The 16,751-nt window shown below is 62.9% G+C and carries 17 protein-coding genes; 2 read left to right on the top strand and 15 right to left on the bottom strand.

What is annotated here, in order from left to right; translation table 11 throughout:
* Positions 1 to 11: 11 nt before the first annotated feature.
* The 9 genes from tolA to aspS all read right to left on the bottom strand — a co-directional run bounded on the left by tolA (position 12) and on the right by aspS (position 7,687).
* On the bottom strand, positions 12 to 1,037 hold the full coding sequence (gene tolA, locus U5822_RS14025; protein ID WP_322856234.1) for a cell envelope integrity protein TolA: 1,026 nt from the start codon (positions 1,035 to 1,037) through the stop codon (positions 12 to 14).
* Positions 1,038 to 1,059: 22 nt separating this feature from the next.
* Complete coding sequence (gene tolR, locus U5822_RS14020) at positions 1,060 to 1,506, bottom strand: protein TolR (RefSeq protein ID WP_322856233.1); 447 nt, start codon at positions 1,504 to 1,506, stop codon at positions 1,060 to 1,062.
* Positions 1,507 to 1,542: 36 nt separating this feature from the next.
* Entirely contained in the window at positions 1,543 to 2,232 is a 690-nt protein-coding gene (gene tolQ / locus U5822_RS14015) for a protein TolQ (protein WP_322856232.1), read from the bottom strand.
* A gap of 14 nt (positions 2,233 to 2,246) precedes the next feature.
* Positions 2,247 to 2,684: a tol-pal system-associated acyl-CoA thioesterase gene (ybgC, locus tag U5822_RS14010; protein ID WP_322856231.1), complete on the bottom strand. Its 438-nt coding sequence runs from the start codon at positions 2,682 to 2,684 to the stop codon at positions 2,247 to 2,249.
* Positions 2,677 to 3,708 (bottom strand): Holliday junction branch migration DNA helicase RuvB, encoded by a 1,032-nt coding sequence (gene ruvB / locus U5822_RS14005; RefSeq protein ID WP_322856230.1) that lies wholly within the window; start codon positions 3,706 to 3,708, stop codon positions 2,677 to 2,679. Before ruvB ends, ybgC begins: the two co-directional genes overlap by 8 nt.
* Positions 3,709 to 3,860: 152 nt before the next feature.
* Positions 3,861 to 4,490 carry a Holliday junction branch migration protein RuvA gene (ruvA, locus tag U5822_RS14000; RefSeq protein WP_322856229.1) on the bottom strand — a complete coding sequence of 210 codons (630 nt, stop codon included), beginning with the start codon at positions 4,488 to 4,490 and terminating at the stop codon, positions 3,861 to 3,863.
* Positions 4,491 to 4,520: 30 nt separating this feature from the next.
* Positions 4,521 to 5,048: a crossover junction endodeoxyribonuclease RuvC gene (gene ruvC / locus U5822_RS13995; RefSeq protein ID WP_322856228.1), complete on the bottom strand. Its 528-nt coding sequence runs from the start codon at positions 5,046 to 5,048 to the stop codon at positions 4,521 to 4,523.
* An 18-nt stretch (positions 5,049 to 5,066) separates the two neighbouring features.
* Positions 5,067 to 5,810: a YebC/PmpR family DNA-binding transcriptional regulator gene (locus U5822_RS13990; RefSeq protein ID WP_322856227.1), complete on the bottom strand. Its 744-nt coding sequence runs from the start codon at positions 5,808 to 5,810 to the stop codon at positions 5,067 to 5,069.
* Between the two features lie 59 nt (positions 5,811 to 5,869).
* Positions 5,870 to 7,687, bottom strand: a complete 1,818-nt coding sequence (gene aspS, locus U5822_RS13985; RefSeq protein ID WP_322856226.1) for an aspartate--tRNA ligase — start codon at positions 7,685 to 7,687, stop codon at positions 5,870 to 5,872.
* Between the two features lie 239 nt (positions 7,688 to 7,926).
* On the opposite strand from aspS, the gene fabR reads away from it, so the two are divergent.
* Positions 7,927 to 8,556, top strand: coding sequence for an HTH-type transcriptional repressor FabR (gene fabR, locus U5822_RS13980; RefSeq protein ID WP_375171855.1), 630 nt, complete (start codon positions 7,927 to 7,929; stop codon positions 8,554 to 8,556).
* Between the two features lie 132 nt (positions 8,557 to 8,688).
* Here the strand turns inward: fabR and U5822_RS13975 are convergent, their stop codons facing one another.
* From U5822_RS13975 to guaB, 6 genes are all read right to left on the bottom strand, one after another.
* Positions 8,689 to 9,114 (bottom strand): HIT family protein, encoded by a 426-nt coding sequence (locus U5822_RS13975; protein ID WP_322856224.1) that lies wholly within the window; start codon positions 9,112 to 9,114, stop codon positions 8,689 to 8,691.
* A 2-nt stretch (positions 9,115 to 9,116) separates the two neighbouring features.
* The gene (locus U5822_RS13970) at positions 9,117 to 10,460 is read right to left on the bottom strand and encodes a UDP-glucose dehydrogenase family protein (protein WP_322856223.1); all 1,344 of its coding nucleotides are present in this window, start codon (positions 10,458 to 10,460) and stop codon (positions 9,117 to 9,119) included.
* A 30-nt stretch (positions 10,461 to 10,490) separates the two neighbouring features.
* Positions 10,491 to 11,483, bottom strand: a complete 993-nt coding sequence (gene galE / locus U5822_RS13965) for a UDP-glucose 4-epimerase GalE (protein ID WP_322856222.1) — start codon at positions 11,481 to 11,483, stop codon at positions 10,491 to 10,493.
* On the bottom strand, positions 11,480 to 12,004 hold the full coding sequence (gene tadA / locus U5822_RS13960; protein ID WP_322856221.1) for a tRNA adenosine(34) deaminase TadA: 525 nt from the start codon (positions 12,002 to 12,004) through the stop codon (positions 11,480 to 11,482). The genes galE and tadA overlap by 4 nt, the downstream gene beginning before the upstream one ends.
* 10 nt (positions 12,005 to 12,014) lie before the next feature.
* Positions 12,015 to 13,592 carry a glutamine-hydrolyzing GMP synthase gene (guaA, locus tag U5822_RS13955; RefSeq protein ID WP_322856220.1) on the bottom strand — a complete coding sequence of 526 codons (1,578 nt, stop codon included), beginning with the start codon at positions 13,590 to 13,592 and terminating at the stop codon, positions 12,015 to 12,017.
* Between the two features lie 70 nt (positions 13,593 to 13,662).
* Positions 13,663 to 15,126: an IMP dehydrogenase gene (gene guaB, locus U5822_RS13950; RefSeq protein ID WP_322856219.1), complete on the bottom strand. Its 1,464-nt coding sequence runs from the start codon at positions 15,124 to 15,126 to the stop codon at positions 13,663 to 13,665.
* Between the two features lie 192 nt (positions 15,127 to 15,318).
* On the opposite strand from guaB, the gene xseA reads away from it, so the two are divergent.
* Entirely contained in the window at positions 15,319 to 16,719 is a 1,401-nt protein-coding gene (gene xseA / locus U5822_RS13945; protein ID WP_322856218.1) for an exodeoxyribonuclease VII large subunit, read from the top strand.
* Positions 16,720 to 16,751 lie beyond the last annotated feature (32 nt).

Raw genomic sequence — 16,751 nt, 5'->3', positions numbered from 1 at the left:
TCATCCGTTCCTTATCGCAACCGCTGTGGGTTGAATTCAATAGTAAACTGGCGGAAATACCGCTCAAACGTGTCCCGTTCGTCCGGGATCGGATACCGGCTCAGGGAACGCACGGCACTGAGCGCCGAATTGTCGAAGGCGGTATTGCCGCTGCTGCTCACCAGTTTCACCCCCGCCAATTCCCCGGTGGGCAGGAGGGTGATCTGCAGCCGGGCGGTCATATCCTCGGTGGCCGACGACGGTGGATACCAGGCCTGGCTGAGCCGCTCTCGAATCAAGGCCTGATATTTTTCACTCTCGGTCAGCATCTGCGCCTCGCGCGCACGTGCCGCCGCGGCCTGGGCCTGCTTCTGGGCCTCCGCCTCCCGGGACTGCTGGGCCTCCTGCGCCAGGGCCTCCAACTGCTGTTCCTTGAGCCGGCGCTCTCGCTCCAGGCGCTTGCGTTCGGCCTCCTTGCGAGCCTCTTCTTCCCGCTTCTTGCGCTCGGCCTCTTCCCGTTTGCGCTGCTCCTCTTGTCGACGTTTTTCTTCCTCGGCCTTGCGGCGGGCCTCTTCCTGACGCCGCTTTTCTTCTTCCGCTTTCCGGCGCTCCCGCTCCTTGGCTTCTGCTTCCGCTTTCTGGCGCGCGGCCTCTTCGGCCCGAGCCGCCTCTTCCTTCTTACGCTTCTCCGCCAGGGCGCGCTTACGCTCCTGTTCCTGACGCTCCCGTTCGGCTTCCTCACGGGCTTTCTGCTCGGCCAGTTTCCGGGCTTCCTCTTCCCGTTGCTGCTCCGCCTTGCGCCGCTGCTCTGCCTGCCGACGCTCCTCGTCCCGGTCAGGCTGATCGTCCGGCTCCACCACCGGGCTGGGCTCCGGCTGCTGCTGCGTGACCAGCCGCGCCGAAATACTGCGCGGCGCCGGTTCCTGCTCCGGGCTGCTCCAGGTCCAGCCGGCCAGGGCCACGCCGACAATGAGCAGGTGCAGGGCCAGGGACAGGGCAACCGGCGATTTCCAGGGCGGCGTGCCGACGTTGGTTACTTCGCGTTCGTGACCTATCACAACAAATTCACCCGCACCGGCGTCACTCGTCGTCCAGAGGAGATTCGGTAATCAACCCGATGCTGCTGGCACCGGCGCCCTGGAGCTCGGCCATCAGACGCACCACGGTGCCGTATTCGACGTGCTCGTCGCCACGCACCAAAATTTCGCTGTTGGCGCGCTGGGACAGGATCTTGGCAATCTGCTCCCGGACCTGGCCCAGGGACATGGGATCACTGCCCTTATCACCAATTTCCACGTAGTAGGCGCCATTGGAGTCCACCGACACGACAATGGATTCGACGTTCTTGTCGGCCTGGATCGGATCCGAAGTGGTTTCCGGCAAATCAACCTTCACGCCCTGGGTCAACATCGGGGCCGTCACCATGAAAATCACCAGCAGCACCAGCATGACGTCGATGTAGGGCACCACGTTGATTTCCGACATCGGCTTACGCCGGTGCTGGGGCATCATTCCCATGCCTTTCATAGCTCTACCCTCCGGCCGGTCTCACGAATACCCATCTCAGGCCGCGCTCTTTTCGCTGTTGTGAACCCGGCGGTGCAGGATGCTCGAGAACTCCTCGGCAAAGGTCTCGTAGTTCTTGAGCAAGGCGTCGGACATGGCCGAGAACCGGTTGTAGGCGATAACCGCGGGAATGGCCGCAAACAGACCCATGGCCGTCGCGATCAGGGCCTCGGAGATGCCCGGTGCCACCGTCGCCAGGGTGGCCTGCTGAACCTGGGCAAGGCCGCGGAAGGAGTTCATGATGCCCCACACGGTACCGAACAGGCCGATGTAGGGACTGGTGGAGCCGACCGTCGCCAGGAACGGGAGGTGGGTCTCAAGGCGTTCCTGCTCGCGGGAAAAGGCCACGCGCATCGCCCGCTGGGTGCCTTCCATGACGGCGTCGGCGTCGCGACTCTGTTGGCGAAGACGGGAGAACTCCTTGAAACCGGAGCGAAAGACCGCCTCCATGCCGGAGAAGGGGGTGGGCTCGGCATTGACTTCCCGGTAGAGCTGGCCGAGATCCATGCCGGACCAGAACCGCTCCTCGAACGCCAGCTGCGACTGTTTGGCCTTCTTGAACACCTGGTACCGCTGAAAGATCAGCGCCCAGGACACGATCGAGGCCAGCGCCAGCAGCAGCATAACCAGCTGCACCAGCACACCGGCGTTGGACACGAGATACCAGACTGAAACTTCTGATTCCACCTTATTCTCCTGGCTTATTCCGTTGTCTGAACGCTGTCTGTCAGCAGCGTCTGCATGTTTTCGGGCAATCGCCGGGGACGCCCGCTATCCAGGGCCACACACGCAACCCGGACGTCCGCCTCGCACAACAACTGACGATCCTCTGCCCGCCAGACCCGCTGTTTGAAATCCATCCAGACCCGGCCATAGGCGACCGGTTCGGCGGTCACCAGCAACTGATCATCCAGCCGGGCCGGCACCGCATAATGCAGCGCCATACGCTGTACAACATAGCTGATATTGTCCGCCAGGCCGGCCCGCAGCCCTACCCCGCAGCTGCGCACCCACTCGGTTCGCGCTCGCTCCATGTAGTGCAGGTACTTGGCGTGAAACACGATGCCGCCGGCGTCCGTATCTTCAATGTAGACGCGAATTGGCCACTCGAAGCCATTGCTCGCCAGAGGTTCAGCCAAAAAGATCGTCCTCCTGACCCGATTTTGGCGGCACCACACCGAAGTGCTGGTAGGCGTTGGAGGTAACCATGCGGCCGCGGGGCGTGCGCACCATGTAGCCCTGCTGGATCAGAAACGGCTCCAGCACATCCTCGATGGTGCCGCGTTCCTCGCTGATGGCCGCCGCCAGACTCTCAACGCCCACCGGACCGCCATCAAACTTGTCGATCATTGCCAACAGCAGCCGTCGGTCCATGTGGTCAAAGCCCTGACTGTCCACTTTGAGCATATTCAGGGCTTGATCGGCGATGTCGGCGCTGATGTGGCCGTCAGACCGGACTTCGGCAAAATCCCGGACCCGCCGCAACAGCCGGTTGGCGATTCGCGGGGTACCCCGGGACCGGCGGGCAATCTCGTACGCACCGGCCGGATCGATGTCCACGGACGACAGTCGGGCCGAGCGCACGATGATGCTGGTCAGGTCTTCGGTGTTGTAGAACTCCAGGCGCTGGACAATACCGAAACGGTCCCGCAACGGAGACGTCAGCAAACCGGCGCGGGTGGTGGCACCCACCAGAGTGAACGGCGGCAGGTCAAGCTTGATCGAGCGGGCGGCCGGCCCCTCACCGATCATGATGTCGAGCTGGTAGTCCTCCATGGCCGGGTACAGGACTTCCTCGACTGCGGCACTCAGACGGTGGATTTCATCGATGAAGAGGACGTCGCCCTCTTCCAGGTTGGTGAGCATGGCCGCCAGATCGCCCGCCTTTTCCAGGACCGGGCCGGAGGTGGTCTTGATCGACACCCCCATCTCGTTGGCAATGATGTTGGCAAGCGTGGTTTTACCCAGCCCCGGAGGACCAAAGATGAGCACATGGTCCAGCGCCTCTTCCCGTTTGCGCGCGGCCGAGATGAAAATATCCATCTGCTCACGCACGGCCGGCTGGCCGACGTATTCCGTCAACAAGGTCGGTCGGATGGCCCGATCCTGCACCTCTTCGTATTCACCGGCCCGGGCTGAGATCAGTCGGTCGGATTCGATCATGGCATCATCCGTTTGCTGGGATTCAACGTTCTGCCTTAGCGCTTGCCTCAGGGGTTAATGGGATGCACCAATTGTACAAACCCGCCTTGGAGTGTCACGTTACGCTCTCTACAGGTTTGGCGCTATATTGGCGACACATTACCCCGGCGTCATCAGGCCGGGATCATGTTGCGAAGCGCCAGCCGGATCAGGGCCTCACTGGACATGCCGTCCTCGGCCACCTTGGTAACGGCCTTGGCGGCTTCCTGGGGTTTGTAGCCCAGGGCAATCAGGGCGGCCTCGGCTTCCACCCGCGGGTCCGGGCCTTGGGTCGGCACGGCTGGATCGGCCTGCCCCGGCTGTGTCGCCTGCGGCGACCCGGGAACGAACTGACCTTCAAGTTGCCCGATCCGGTCGGCCATTTCAATAAGCAGGCGTTCGGCGGTCTTCTTGCCCACACCGGGCAACTTGACCAGTGCGTTGGCATCGCGCGCCTCGACGCAACGAATCAACTGCTGGGCATCGAGCCCGGAGAGAATACCCACGGCCAGCTTGGGGCCCACACCGTTCACCTTGATCAGCAGGCGGAACAGGTCCCGGTCGAGCCGCGAGGCGAACCCGTACAGGCTTTGGGCATCTTCGCGCACGGCAAAATGGGTGTGGAGGGTGACCTCCTGATGGGTCTCAGGAAGGTGGAAGAAGGTGGTGTAGGGGATGTCGACTTCGTAACCCAGCCCGGCGCACTCAACCAGCGCCTGGCCTGGGGATTTCTCGATCAGTGTTCCACGGATACGACCTATCAAGGGCTAACTCCTGACGCTTATGGGAGCGGATTATTGGTGTCGGACTCGACCACTTCGGACTTTGCCGCCTGCGCCGGCAACCCGCAACACACTTTGACTCATGTGGGCGTGACACATGGCAATCGCCAGGGCGTCGGCGGCATCCTCCTGGGGTTTGCGGGACAGCGCCAGTAACGCCTGAACCATGTGCTGGACCTGGGCCTTGTCGGCCCCGCCCTTGCCCACCACCGCCTGCTTGACCTGGCGGGCGGAGTACTCGTGCACCGCCAGGCCGCTGTTGGCGGCGCTGACGATGGCCGCGCCCCGAGCCTGGCCGAGTTTCAAGGCCGAATCCGGGTTGCGAGCCATGAACACCTGCTCAATCGCGAATTCCTCCGGGCGGTATTCCCCGATCAGGGTGGCGAGACTGTGAAAGATGGTTTGCAGACGCTCGGCCATGGGCTTCTGGCCAACCCGGATGCAACCGCTGTCGAGGTACTCAATGTGCCGGCCCTCGGCCCGGATAATGCCAAAACCGGTGGTTCTTGAGCCGGGATCTACGCCCAGGATGATCGGCAATCGAACTCCCCTGCCGCCCTAGAGCGACGCCATGATATCGCCAGACACATCGGCGTTGTGGTACACATTCTGGACATCGTCCAGATCTTCCAGCGTATCGATCAGTTTGAAGATGGTTTCCGCCCCCTCCCGATCCAGCTCGACGCGGGTGGACGGCACCATGGTGACCTCGGCGTTGTCGGGGCTGAAGCCCAGATCGACCAGCGCTTCTTTCACGTCCAGGAACTGCTCCGGCACCGTGACGATCTCGAACGAGCCGTCGTCCTGGACCGCCAGATCCTCGGCCCCGGCCTGCAGCGCCGCCTCCATCAGCCGATCTTCGTCCAAATCCGGACCGTAGCTGATGATGCCCTGCTTGCTGAACAGGTAGGCCACAGAGCCATCGGTGCCGAGGTTGCCACCGAGCTTGTTGAAGGCATTGCGGATTTCCGCCACGGTCCGATTCTTATTGTCGGTCATGGCCTCAATCAGGACTGCGACCCCACCCGGGCCGTAACCCTCGTAGGTGAGCTCTTCGTAATTGCTGTCGTCACCACCACCGGCACCGCGCTCCACAGCGCGCTCGATGGTGTCTTTCTTCATGTTGGCGGTGAGCGCCTTGTCGATCACCGCACGCAAGCGCGGGTTATCGTCCGGGTTGTCGCCACCCTGGCGGGCGGCAACGGTCAGCTCACGGATGATCTTGGTGAAGATTTTGCCCCGCTTGGCGTCCTGAGCCGCCTTACGGTGTTTGATGTTGGCCCACTTGCTGTGACCCGCCATAAACCTCCTCCATTCATCGTGCCGGTGCGCCGGCCTGCGGCGCACCTTGCCATCTGAATTTACTCGGTCTTTGCTGCCTCGGTCTCGCCTTCAGCCTTGTTGCCCTCCACGGCCTTGGCCGAGCGCCGGCGACGAATGTGCAGCTCACGCAGCTGCTTGTCGTCGACCTCCCCGGGCGCCTGGGTCATCAGACAGGTTGCGCTCTGGGTTTTCGGGAAGGCGATCACGTCGCGGATCGAGCTGGCACCGGTCATCAGCATCACCAGACGATCCAGACCGAAGGCCAGGCCGCCATGGGGCGGGCAACCGAACTTCAGGGCGTCCAGCAGGAAACCGAACTTGGCGCGGGCTTCTTCCTCGCCAATGCCGAGGATACGGAACACCGCTTCCTGCATCTTCTCGTCGTGGATACGAATCGAGCCACCGCCCAACTCGGTGCCGTTCAGGACCATGTCGTAGGCCCGGGACAGCGCGGTCGCCGGGTTGGCAGCCAGCTCCTCGGTGCTGCAGGACGGTGCCGTGAACGGATGGTGGATCGCGGTAAGCTCGCCATCCGGGGTTTCCTCGAACATCGGGAAGTCCACCACCCACAGCGGCGCCCACTCGCTGGTCAGCATCTCGAGATCGTGACCGATCTTGATCCGCAGAGCGCCCAGGGCCTCGTTGACCACCGTGGTTTTGTCGGCACCAAAGAAGACGATGTCACCGTCCTCGGCGCCGACGCGCTCCATGACCGCCTGGGCCACGTCGTCGCCCAGGAACTTGATGATCGGCGATTGCAGGCCTTCGACGCCTTTGGACAGGTCATTGACCTTGATGTAGGCCAGGCCCTTGGCACCGTAGATGCCGACAAACTTGGTGTAGTCGTCGATCTGCTTGCGGGTGAGTTCCGCGCCCTTGGGTACCCGCAGGGCGGCAACGCGACCTTTCGGATCCTTGGCCGGGCCGGCAAAGACCTTGAAGTCGACGCTTTCGACCAGGTCGGCCACGTCAATCAGCTCCAGCGGGATCCGCAGATCCGGCTTGTCGCTGCCATAGCGCTGCATGGCCTCTGCGTAAGGCATGCGCGGGAAGGACGGCAACTCGACGTCGAGCACGTCCTTGAACAGTGAGCGCACCATGCCCTCGTTCAGGCTCATCAGGCTCTCCTCGTCAACGAACGAGGCCTCGATGTCCACCTGGGTGAATTCCGGCTGCCGATCCGCACGCAGATCCTCATCCCGGAAGCACTTGGCAATCTGGTAGTAACGGTCGACGCCCGACACCATCAGCAGCTGCTTGAACAACTGGGGCGACTGCGGCAGCGCGAAGAACGAGCCCTCGTGGGTACGGCTCGGCACCAGGTAGTCCCGGGCACCTTCCGGCGTGGCGCGGGTCAGGATCGGGGTTTCCACATCCATGAAGCCGTTGCTGTCGAGGTAGTTGCGGATGTAGCTGGTGACCCGGGAACGGAATCGCAGCCGGTTGATCATTTCAGGACGGCGCAGGTCGACAAAGCGGTAACGCAGACGCACGTCCTCACCAACATCAACGTGCTCATCCAGCGGGAACGGCGGGGTCGCGGCGGCGTTCAGGATGGTCAGCTGCTTGCCCAGCAGCTCGACCTGACCGGTGGGCATGTTGTTGTTCTCGGTACCGGCCGGACGGCGACGGACGCGGCCGGTTACTTTAACCACAAACTCACTGCGCACTTTTTCGGCCAATGCGAAACTGTCGGGGGTATCCGGATCGACAACCACCTGGGACATGCCATCCCGATCCCGCAGATCGAGGAAGATAACACCACCGTGATCGCGGCGGCGGTGTACCCATCCGCAGAGTGTAACTTCCTGATCGATGTGGGATTCATTGATCCCACCGCAATAATGACTGCGCATACCGGTTCCCGTTCTTTCTGATGTGTGCGTAATGTCTTGGCAGGCAAGCGCCATGGGGCTTGCCGCGCTGCTAAATTCTGGCCCGCCAGATCGTGCGGCGACCATACTGGAAAAGCCGCCCATTATAAACACAATGACACTGAAAATCAGGCGTCATTCTCGGCCCGCCCCGGGCGCGGATGACGGGCCGTCCGCCGGCCGCTAGAATGCGGGGTTTTGATAGCAGATGGAGTGTCAACTTGTCGTCCAGAGCCGAGCAGAAACTACGCACCCGCCGGTCCCTGATGGATGCCGCCCTGGCCCAATTGAGCGCCGACCGGGGCTTTGGCAGCCTGAGCCTGCGGGAGGTGGCCCGGGAGGCGGGTATTGCCCCCACCTCGTTTTACCGGCATTTTGCCGAGCTGGACGAACTGGGTCTGGCCCTGGTGGACGAAGGCGGGGTCGCCTTACGCCAACTCATGCGTCAGGCGCGCAAGCGCATCGCTCGCGACGGCAGCGCCATCTCCACCTCGGTTGAGACCTTCATGGAGTACCTGGGCAACAACGCCAACCTGTTTCGACTGATGCTGCGCGAACGCACTGGGGTGTCCAAACCCTTCCGAACCGCGATCAAGGCCGAAATCGATCATTTCGTGACCGAACTGGCGGACGATCTCAGCCGGTTTGCCGACGAGCAGAACAAGCCGCTTGCCGATGCCCGCCTGGTGGCCGAGGCCATGGTGACCCTGGTCTTTAACCAGGGCGCCGAGGCCCTGGATGCGAATACCAGGGAGCGGGAAGAACTGAAAACCAAGCTCAAGACCGAATTGCGGATGATTCTGGTGGGGTCGCAAACCCTGGCAACCCGATCGGGAGGAAAAAAATCCTGAAATCGATGGAACCTTTCCCGGAACCACCCCGTGGAGAGAAGTGGAAGACGATACACCTTCCATTGTTGAGTCGTTACCTTTCCAGGTAGCTTTAAGCCCGCCGGCCATCGGCGGGCTTTTTTTTGGCCCGCGTCAGGCCAGCCGTTCCAGCAATGGCGCCAACTGGGCGCGAACCGCAGCCAGCTCCTGTTCGCTGTAACCTTCCGGCGGCTGAACTCCCCAGACCGGACCTGGCCAGGCAGGGTCGCCTTCAAACCGGACGATGTGGTGAAGATGAAGCTGAGGCACCATGTTGCCCAGTGCAGCCACGTTCATCTTGTCGCCATCAAACGCGTCCATCATGCCCTGGCTGAGCATTGAGGACTCCTCGATCAGACGCTGCTGCTGCTCCGGGGCCAACTCGTAAATCTCGCGGATGCCGGCAATCGCCGGCACCAGCAGCACCCAGGGCCAGGTCCGATCGTTCATCAGGCGAATCTCGCACAACCGGCTTCGCCCCAGACTGATGGTGTCCCGCGCCAGACGGTCGTGCAGTTGAAAGTCCGATGCCTGGGTCATGCTCACACTCCGTGGAATTGGGTGCGGCCACGGCCAATGGCGTAATACACCAGACCATAGCGCTCCAGCATCTCCGGCTCATAGAGGTTGCGGCCGTCAAACACCGCCGGCTCCCGCAAGGCCGCGACGATGCCGTCGAAATCCGGTGACCGGAACTCCTTCCATTCGGTGCAAATAGCGAGCACATCCGCGCCCTTCAGCGCTTGCTCTTTGGTCCCGCACAGGGTTAACCCGTCCCGGTCGCCAAAGATCCGCTGGGTTTCGCGCATGGCCTCGGGGTCGTAGGCCTGCACCTTGGCGCCGGCCCGCCACAGGTCCTCCATCAGGGCCCGGGACGAGGCTTCGCGCATGTCGTCGGTGTTGGGCTTGAAGGCCAGGCCCCAGAGCGCCACCACCTTGCCGTTCAGATCGCCCTGGAAATAGTGGGAAATCTTGTCGAACAGCACGTGCTTCTGCGCCCGGTTCACCGACTCAACGGCATTCAACAGGCGCGCTTCGTAATCGCAGTCGGCGGCGGTCCGGGCCAGGGCCTGAACGTCCTTGGGAAAACAGGAGCCACCGTAGCCGCAGCCGGGGTAAATGAAGTGGTAGCCGATGCGCGGATCCGAGCCAATACCCTGACGCACCGCCTCGATGTCGGCGCCCAGGCGCTCGGCCAGGTTGGCGACTTCGTTCATGAAGCTGATCTTGGTCGCCAGCATGGCGTTGGCGGCGTACTTGGTCAGCTCGGCGGACCGGACGTCCATGAAAATCATCCGGTCGCGGGAGCGGTTGAACGGGTAGTACACCTCCCGCAACAGGTCGACCGCCCTGTCGCTGCTGGTGCCCACCACGATCCGGTCCGGCTTCATGAAGTCGTTGACCGCCGCCCCTTCCTTAAGAAATTCGGGGTTGGACACCACGTCGAAGTCCAGCTCCAGGTCGCGCTTGTCCAGCTCCGCCCGCAATGCGGCGTGAACCCGATCGGCAGTACCCACCGGCACCGTGGACTTATCAACCACCACCTTGTACTCGTCCATGTGCTGACCAATCGTGCGGGCCACTGCGGTCACATACTGCAGGTCCGCCGAGCCGTCCTCGTCCGGTGGCGTGCCAACGGCGATGAACTGCAACACACCGTGGCTGACCGCCTCGGCGGTGTCGGTGGTGAACGCCAGGCGCCCGGCCTCCACCGTGTGCTTGACGATGGACTCAAGCCCGGGCTCGTAGATCGGAATATGGCCGGCTTTCAGTTTGTCGATCTTTGCCTGATCCACGTCCATGCACAACACGTGGTGGCCGACGTCCGCCAGACAGGCGCCCGTCACCAAACCAACATACCCGGTCCCGAAAATCGTAATATTCATCAAATCGTTCCTGACACTGAGGAGTGGTACTTACTGCGTCGACGCTTTGCGCTGCTGCCAGATGGCTTCCCAGGCCAGCGCCGTTTTGACGATGGTCTGCAGGTCGTCGTAGTCCGGGGTCCAGCCGAGCACCGCCTTGATCCGCGAGTTATCCGCCATCAGCGCCTCGGGATCGCCGGCCCGGCGCTCGGTTTCCGCCACGGGAAAGTCGACACCCGACTGCTGCTTGACCACATCGATCACTTCCCGAACGGTAAACCCGCGCCCGTAGCCGCAATTCAGCACTTTCGACTCACCGCCCCCGGCCATGTAGTCCAGGGCCATGACGTGGGCCTTGGCCAGATCCTCGACGTGGATGTAATCCCGGACACAGGTGCCGTCCCGGGTGCCGTAATCGGTACCAAACACGCTCATGCCATCCCGCTGGCCGGTGACGCACTCGCAGGCCACCTTGATCAGGTGGGTGGCTTCGGGTGTCGCCTGCCCCAACAGGCCGTCCGGATTGGCGCCGGCCACGTTGAAATAGCGCAAGATGACGTAGTTGAGATCCGACGCCGCCGCCAGATCCATGATCATGCGCTCACTCATCGTCTTGGACGCGCCGTAGGGATTGATCGGCGCCAGTGGCAGGTCCTCGGTGAGAACGGTCTGCTCGGGCATGCCGTAGACCGCCGCCGTGGAGGAGAACACCACATAGGGGACCTGGTGGCGCTCGATGGCCTTGAGCAGGTTCAGGGTATTGCGGGTGTTGTTGCTGTAATACTTGAGGGGATTGGCGACCGATTCAGGAACCACGATGTTGGCGGCGAAGTGCAGGACCGCCTCGAATCGGTGCTCGCTGAACAGGTCATTGACCGCACTCTCGTCGGCCAGATCGCCAACCACCAGTTCGCCGGCGGTCACCGCCCAGCGATACCCGGTCGACAGGTTGTCAAAGACCACGATGTCGTGGCCCGCTTGCGCCAGCTGGCGCACTACATGACTGCCAATGTAGCCGGCTCCGCCGGTAACCAGTACTTTCATGGCTGTGTACCACCCTTCCCTGAATCTTGTTGTCGCTGGCGCCGGATCTCCTTGCGCCGGGCACTGAAGAAGTCCGTGATGATCCGACTGCACTCCTGGCCGAGGACACCGGCGACGGCGTCCACCTGCCAGTTCAGGTGCGGTTCGTCCAGCGTGCGGCGCGTCGACTCAACGGCGCCGGCCTTGGGCTCGGTTGCCCCATAGACCAGGCGGCTGATCCGACCATGCACGATGGCCCCCACGCACATGGTGCATGGCTCCAGCGTTACATAAAGCGTAGCGCCTGACAGGCGATAATTACCAATTCGCGCGGCGGCGTCCCGGAGCGCCCGGACTTCAGCGTGGGCCGTCGGGTCGCAGCCGGTGATCGGGGCGTTGAACCCGGCCCCGACCTCGCGGCCATCCAGAACCACGACCGCCCCGACCGGCACCTCACCTAGCGCTGCCGCCTGACCCGCCAGCTCCAGAGCCCGCGCCATCCAGCGGGCATCGGTCGCACCGGCGTCAGCGGTCGACGTCATTCGACCCGGATCACTCCCACTCAATGGTGGCGGGCGGCTTGGAGGAGACGTCGTAGGTCACCCGGGACACGCCAGTGATCTCGTTGATGATCCGGTTCGACACCGTCTCCAGCAGATCGTACGGCAGGTGCGCCCAGCGGGCGGTCATGAAGTCGATGGTTTCCACCGCACGCAGGGCCACCACGTACTCGTAGCGGCGCGCATCGCCCACTACGCCCACGGACTTCACCGGCAGGAATACGGCAAAGGCCTGGCTGGTCTTGTGGTACAGGTCCGCCCGATGCAGCTCCTCCAGGAAGATGGCGTCGGCACGACGCAGGATGTCGGCGTACTCTTTCTTCACCTCACCCAGGATACGAACCCCAAGGCCCGGCCCCGGGAACGGATGCCGATAGACCATGTCGTACGGCAAGCCCAGCTCCAGGCCGATGCGACGGACCTCGTCCTTGAACAGCTCGCGCAGCGGCTCCACCAGCTTGAGCTTCATGGTTTCCGGCAAACCACCAACATTGTGATGGGACTTGATGACATGCGCTTTACCGGTTTTGGAAGCCGCGGACTCGATCACGTCCGGGTAGATGGTGCCCTGGGCCAGCCAGTTCACATCCTTGATGGTCGCCGCCTCTTCGTCGAACACGTCGATGAAGGTGTTGCCGATGATCTTGCGCTTCTGTTCCGGATCGCTGACCCCCTTGAGCTTGGACAGGAACAGCTCCTCGGCGTCAACCCGGATCACTTTCACGCCCATGTTGCTGGCGAACATGTCCATCACCTGATCGCCTTCGTGCAGGCGCAGCAGGCCGTTGTCCACGAACACGCAGGTCAGTTGCTCACCGATGGCCTTGTGCAGCAGCGCCGCGGTCACCGACGAGTCAACGCCACCGGACAGCCCCAGCAGGACCTTGTCATTGCCCACCTGCTCGCGGATCTGGCGGACGGCGTCGTCGACGATCTTGGCCGGGGTCCAGAGCGCCTCACAACCGCTGATATTCAGCACAAAGTGCTCAAGAATGCGCTTGCCCTGCAGGGTGTGGGTTACTTCCGGGTGGAACTGGACCCCGTAGAGGTTACGACTCACGTCCTGCATCGCGGCAATCGGCGCGCTCTCGGTGGAGGCCAGCAGCTCGAAGCCCTCCGGCATGGTCACCACCTTGTCACCGTGGCTCATCCAGACGTCCAGCAACGAGTCGCCGGTCGCGGTCAGGTGATCGGTGATGTCCTGCAACAGCGGTCCGCCGGCGCGCACCTTGACCTGGGCGTAACCGAACTCACGTTTCTCCGAGCTGGCCACACGCCCGCCGAGCTGCTCCGCCATGGTTTGCATGCCGTAACAGATCCCCAGCACCGGGATACCCCGCTCGAACAACCCTGCCGGCGCTCTCGGGCCACCCAGCTGGGTGACCGACTCCGGCCCACCGGCCAGGATGATGCCCTTGGGCTTGAAGTCATCGAGTTCTTCGTCGGTGATGTCGAACGCCCTGATCTCACAGTAGACGCCGATTTCCCGTACCCGACGCGCAATCAGCTGGGTGTACTGGGAACCGAAATCGAGAATCAGGATGCGGTGGTCGTGGATGTTCTGGGCCATGGAGTCCTCGGGTCAGAAAGAAACGACGCGGCCCGGCTGGACACCGGACCGCGATCAGATAGGGCGAAGGTTAACCGATTCGGTAGTTCGGCGCTTCCTTGGTAATGGTCACGTCGTGGACGTGGCTCTCACGCATACCGGCGTTGGTGATGCGCACGAACTCGGGCTTGGTGCGCATCTCTTCCATGGTGGCACTGCCGGTGTAGCCCATGGACGCCCGCAGACCACCAACCAGCTGATGTACGATGTTGCGCATCGGGCCCTTGCAGGCCACCCGACCTTCGATGCCTTCCGGCACCAGCTTTTCAATACCCTTGCTGGCATCCTGGAAGTAGCGATCGCTGGAACCCTGCCCCATGGCGCCGATGGAGCCCATGCCGCGGTAGGCCTTGTAGCTCCGACCCTGGTACAGCTCCACTTCGCCCGGGGCTTCGTCGGTACCGGCCAGCAGGCTGCCGATCATGACGCTGTGGGCGCCCGCGGCGATGGCCTTGGCGATGTCACCGGAGAACCGGATGCCGCCGTCCGCGATCAGCGGAACGCCGCGATCCTTCAGCGCCGCCGCCACGTTGGACACCGCTGAGATCTGGGGCACGCCAATGCCGGCCACGATCCGGGTCGTGCAGATGGAGCCGGGACCGATACCCACCTTCACCGCGTCCGCGCCGGCCTCGGCCAGGGCGATGGCGGCGTCGGAAGTGGCGATGTTGCCACCGATCACCTGCACTTCCGGGAAGTTCTGCTTGGCCCAGCGCACGCGCTCAATCACGCCCCTGGAATGGCCGTGGGCCGTGTCGATCACGATCACATCCACCCCGGCTTCGGCCAGGGCGGAAATCCGCGCCTCGGTGTCGCCGCCGGTGCTGACGGCGGCGCCCACCCGCAAACGGCCCTGATCGTCTTTACAGGCCAACGGATAGTCCTTGGCCTTCTGAATGTCCTTCACCGTGATCAGGCCACGGAGCTCGAAGTTGTCGTTGACGACGAGGACCTTCTCGATGCGGTGACGGTGCAACAGTTCCTTGACGTCGTCCAGGCTGGCCCCTTCCTTGACGGTGACCAGCTTGTCTTTCGGCGTCATGATGTCCCGCACCGGGGTGTCCATGCCGCTCTCGAACCGGATGTCACGGCCGGTCACGATGCCGACCAGGTCATTGCCATCGACCACCGGCAGACCGGAGATGCTGTTGGCAACGGTGATGTCCACCAGCTCGCGCACCGTGGTTTCCGGTGACACGGTGATCGGGTCCTTGACCACGCCGCTCTCGAATTTCTTGACCTTGCGAACCGCAGCCGCCTGCTGCTCTACCGACATGTTCTTGTGCATGATGCCGATACCGCCTTCCTGGGCCATGGCGATGGCCAGTTCGGCCTCGGTGACCGTATCCATCGCCGAGGACAGCAGCGGGATATTGAGGGTGATACCCTTGGTCAGCTGGGTTTTCAGGCTGACTTCGTGGGGCAGTACTTCGGAATATCCGGGGACGAGCAGAACATCATCAAACGTGAGGGCTTCTTCGGCAATTCGCAGCATTGGGATCCGCCTTTTGAACGTGCTAAATTGGGAGTTTCCGTGCTGCACCCGCGGCGGCACAGCAAAGCAAAATCCTTAATCGATCTATTATAAAGGGGCGCTCGGGGACAGTAAACCGCGCCTTTTTTAACGTTCGATTGCATCTTTTTGAATTTTGGCTAGTTTTGCCCTCCCACTTTTCGGCTATTGCGTATGGATGAGTACCGAACCGCCCGGACTGCCCCCGCGTTCCAGGACCCCCGCCCCCGGGCACTGAGCGTCAGCGAATTGAATCATCAGGCCCGCCACCTGCTGGAATCCAGCTTCATGCAGGTCTGGGTCGAGGGGGAATTGTCCGGGTTCTCGCGCCCCTCCTCCGGGCACTGGTACTTTTCCCTGAAGGACCGGAAATGCCAGGTACGCTGCGCCATGTTTCGTGGCGCCAACCAGCGGGTTCGCACACCGCCCAGGGAAGGCGACCAGGTCCGCATCCGCGGCAAGGTCACCCTGTACGAGAACCGGGGCGACTTCCAGATCATTGTCGAACACCTCGAGCCGGCCGGCCTGGGCGAGCTGCAGCTGGCGTACGAGCAGCTGAAGCAAAAACTGCAGGCCGAAGGTCTGTTCGACCCTGCCCGCAAGAAGCCCCTGCCGACGACACCCCGGCACATTGGCGTGGTGACCTCACCCACCGGTGCCGCCATCCACGACATCCTGACCGTGCTGGCCCGTCGCTGCCCGGCCATTCCGGTGACCCTGTACCCGACCGCGGTCCAGGGCAAGGCCGCCACCGCGGACATAGTCCAGGCCATCGAACGGGCCCAGGCGCACGGCGTCGCCGATGTCCTGATCGTCGGGCGTGGCGGTGGCTCCCTGGAGGACCTGTGGTGCTTCAACGAGGAGGCAGTGGCGCGCGCCCTGGCCAACTGCCAAATCCCGACGGTCAGCGCGGTGGGTCACGAAGTCGACGTGACCATTGCCGACTTTGTCGCCGATCTGCGCGCACCCACCCCCTCCGCGGCCGCCGAAAAGATCTCGCCGGACCAGCAGCACTGGCTGCGACGGATCAACGAGCAGCAGCTGCGACTGGCCCAGGCCGCCCAGCGGGTGATCCGGCGGATGGGCACTCAGGTCGAGCATCTGAGCGCCAGATTGCGGGATCCGCGCCGGGAACTGCAGGAGAAAGCCCAGCGCATGGACGAGCTGGAGCTGCGCCTGAACAAGATCATGGGGCAACGGCTGGAGCGCCTGCGGGTGCGCAGTGACCACGCCGGACAACGGCTGGCCATGCAGTCTCCGATACGGCAACTGGTGAGCAGCTCGGAGGCCCTGAACCGCGCCCGCGAGCGCCTGGGCGCCGCCTTTGAGCTGCATCTGAAACGGCGCCGCGACCAGCTCGAGCATGCGGCGCAAACCCTGCACGTCGTCAGCCCGCTCGCGACCCTGGGTCGCGGCTACGCCATCGTTCGGGACCCGGAAAATCAGATCATTCGCGACGCCTCCGGCCTGGAACCGGGGGATCGCATCAACGCTCGGGTGGCACGGGCCGACATCAGTGCCGAGGTGGTCTCGGTCACCCCGATCAACGACCCGTCGGAAAAAGCCCAGAACTAAGCCAATGGTCTACTAGTCCATGTCTTCAAACG

Origin of the sequence: Marinobacter qingdaonensis (genome assembly GCF_034555935.1) — a bacterium.
Classification (GTDB): Bacteria; Pseudomonadota; Gammaproteobacteria; order Pseudomonadales; family Oleiphilaceae; genus Marinobacter; species Marinobacter qingdaonensis.
The sequence above is the reverse complement of the archived record's forward strand: the minus strand, read 5'-3'. Positions and strand labels throughout refer to the sequence as shown.

Excerpts from the sequence above, each read along its gene's own strand:
- tolR (WP_322856233.1), bottom strand. The coding sequence starts at position 1,506 with ATGAAAGGCATGGGAATGATGCCCCAGCACCGGCGTAAGCCGATGTCG.
- ruvB (WP_322856230.1), bottom strand. The coding sequence starts at position 3,708 with ATGATCGAATCCGACCGACTGATCTCAGCCCGGGCCGGTGAATACGAA.
- U5822_RS13990 (WP_322856227.1), bottom strand. The coding sequence starts at position 5,810 with ATGGCGGGTCACAGCAAGTGGGCCAACATCAAACACCGTAAGGCGGCT.
- aspS (WP_322856226.1), bottom strand. The coding sequence starts at position 7,687 with ATGCGCAGTCATTATTGCGGTGGGATCAATGAATCCCACATCGATCAG.
- U5822_RS13975 (WP_322856224.1), bottom strand. The coding sequence starts at position 9,114 with ATGACCCAGGCATCGGACTTTCAACTGCACGACCGTCTGGCGCGGGAC.
- U5822_RS13970 (WP_322856223.1), bottom strand. The coding sequence starts at position 10,460 with ATGAATATTACGATTTTCGGGACCGGGTATGTTGGTTTGGTGACGGGC.
- galE (WP_322856222.1), bottom strand. The coding sequence starts at position 11,483 with ATGAAAGTACTGGTTACCGGCGGAGCCGGCTACATTGGCAGTCATGTA.
- tadA (WP_322856221.1), bottom strand. The coding sequence starts at position 12,004 with ATGACGTCGACCGCTGACGCCGGTGCGACCGATGCCCGCTGGATGGCG.
- guaA (WP_322856220.1), bottom strand. The coding sequence starts at position 13,592 with ATGGCCCAGAACATCCACGACCACCGCATCCTGATTCTCGATTTCGGT.
- guaB (WP_322856219.1), bottom strand. The coding sequence starts at position 15,126 with ATGCTGCGAATTGCCGAAGAAGCCCTCACGTTTGATGATGTTCTGCTC.
- xseA (WP_322856218.1), top strand. The coding sequence starts at position 15,319 with ATGGATGAGTACCGAACCGCCCGGACTGCCCCCGCGTTCCAGGACCCC.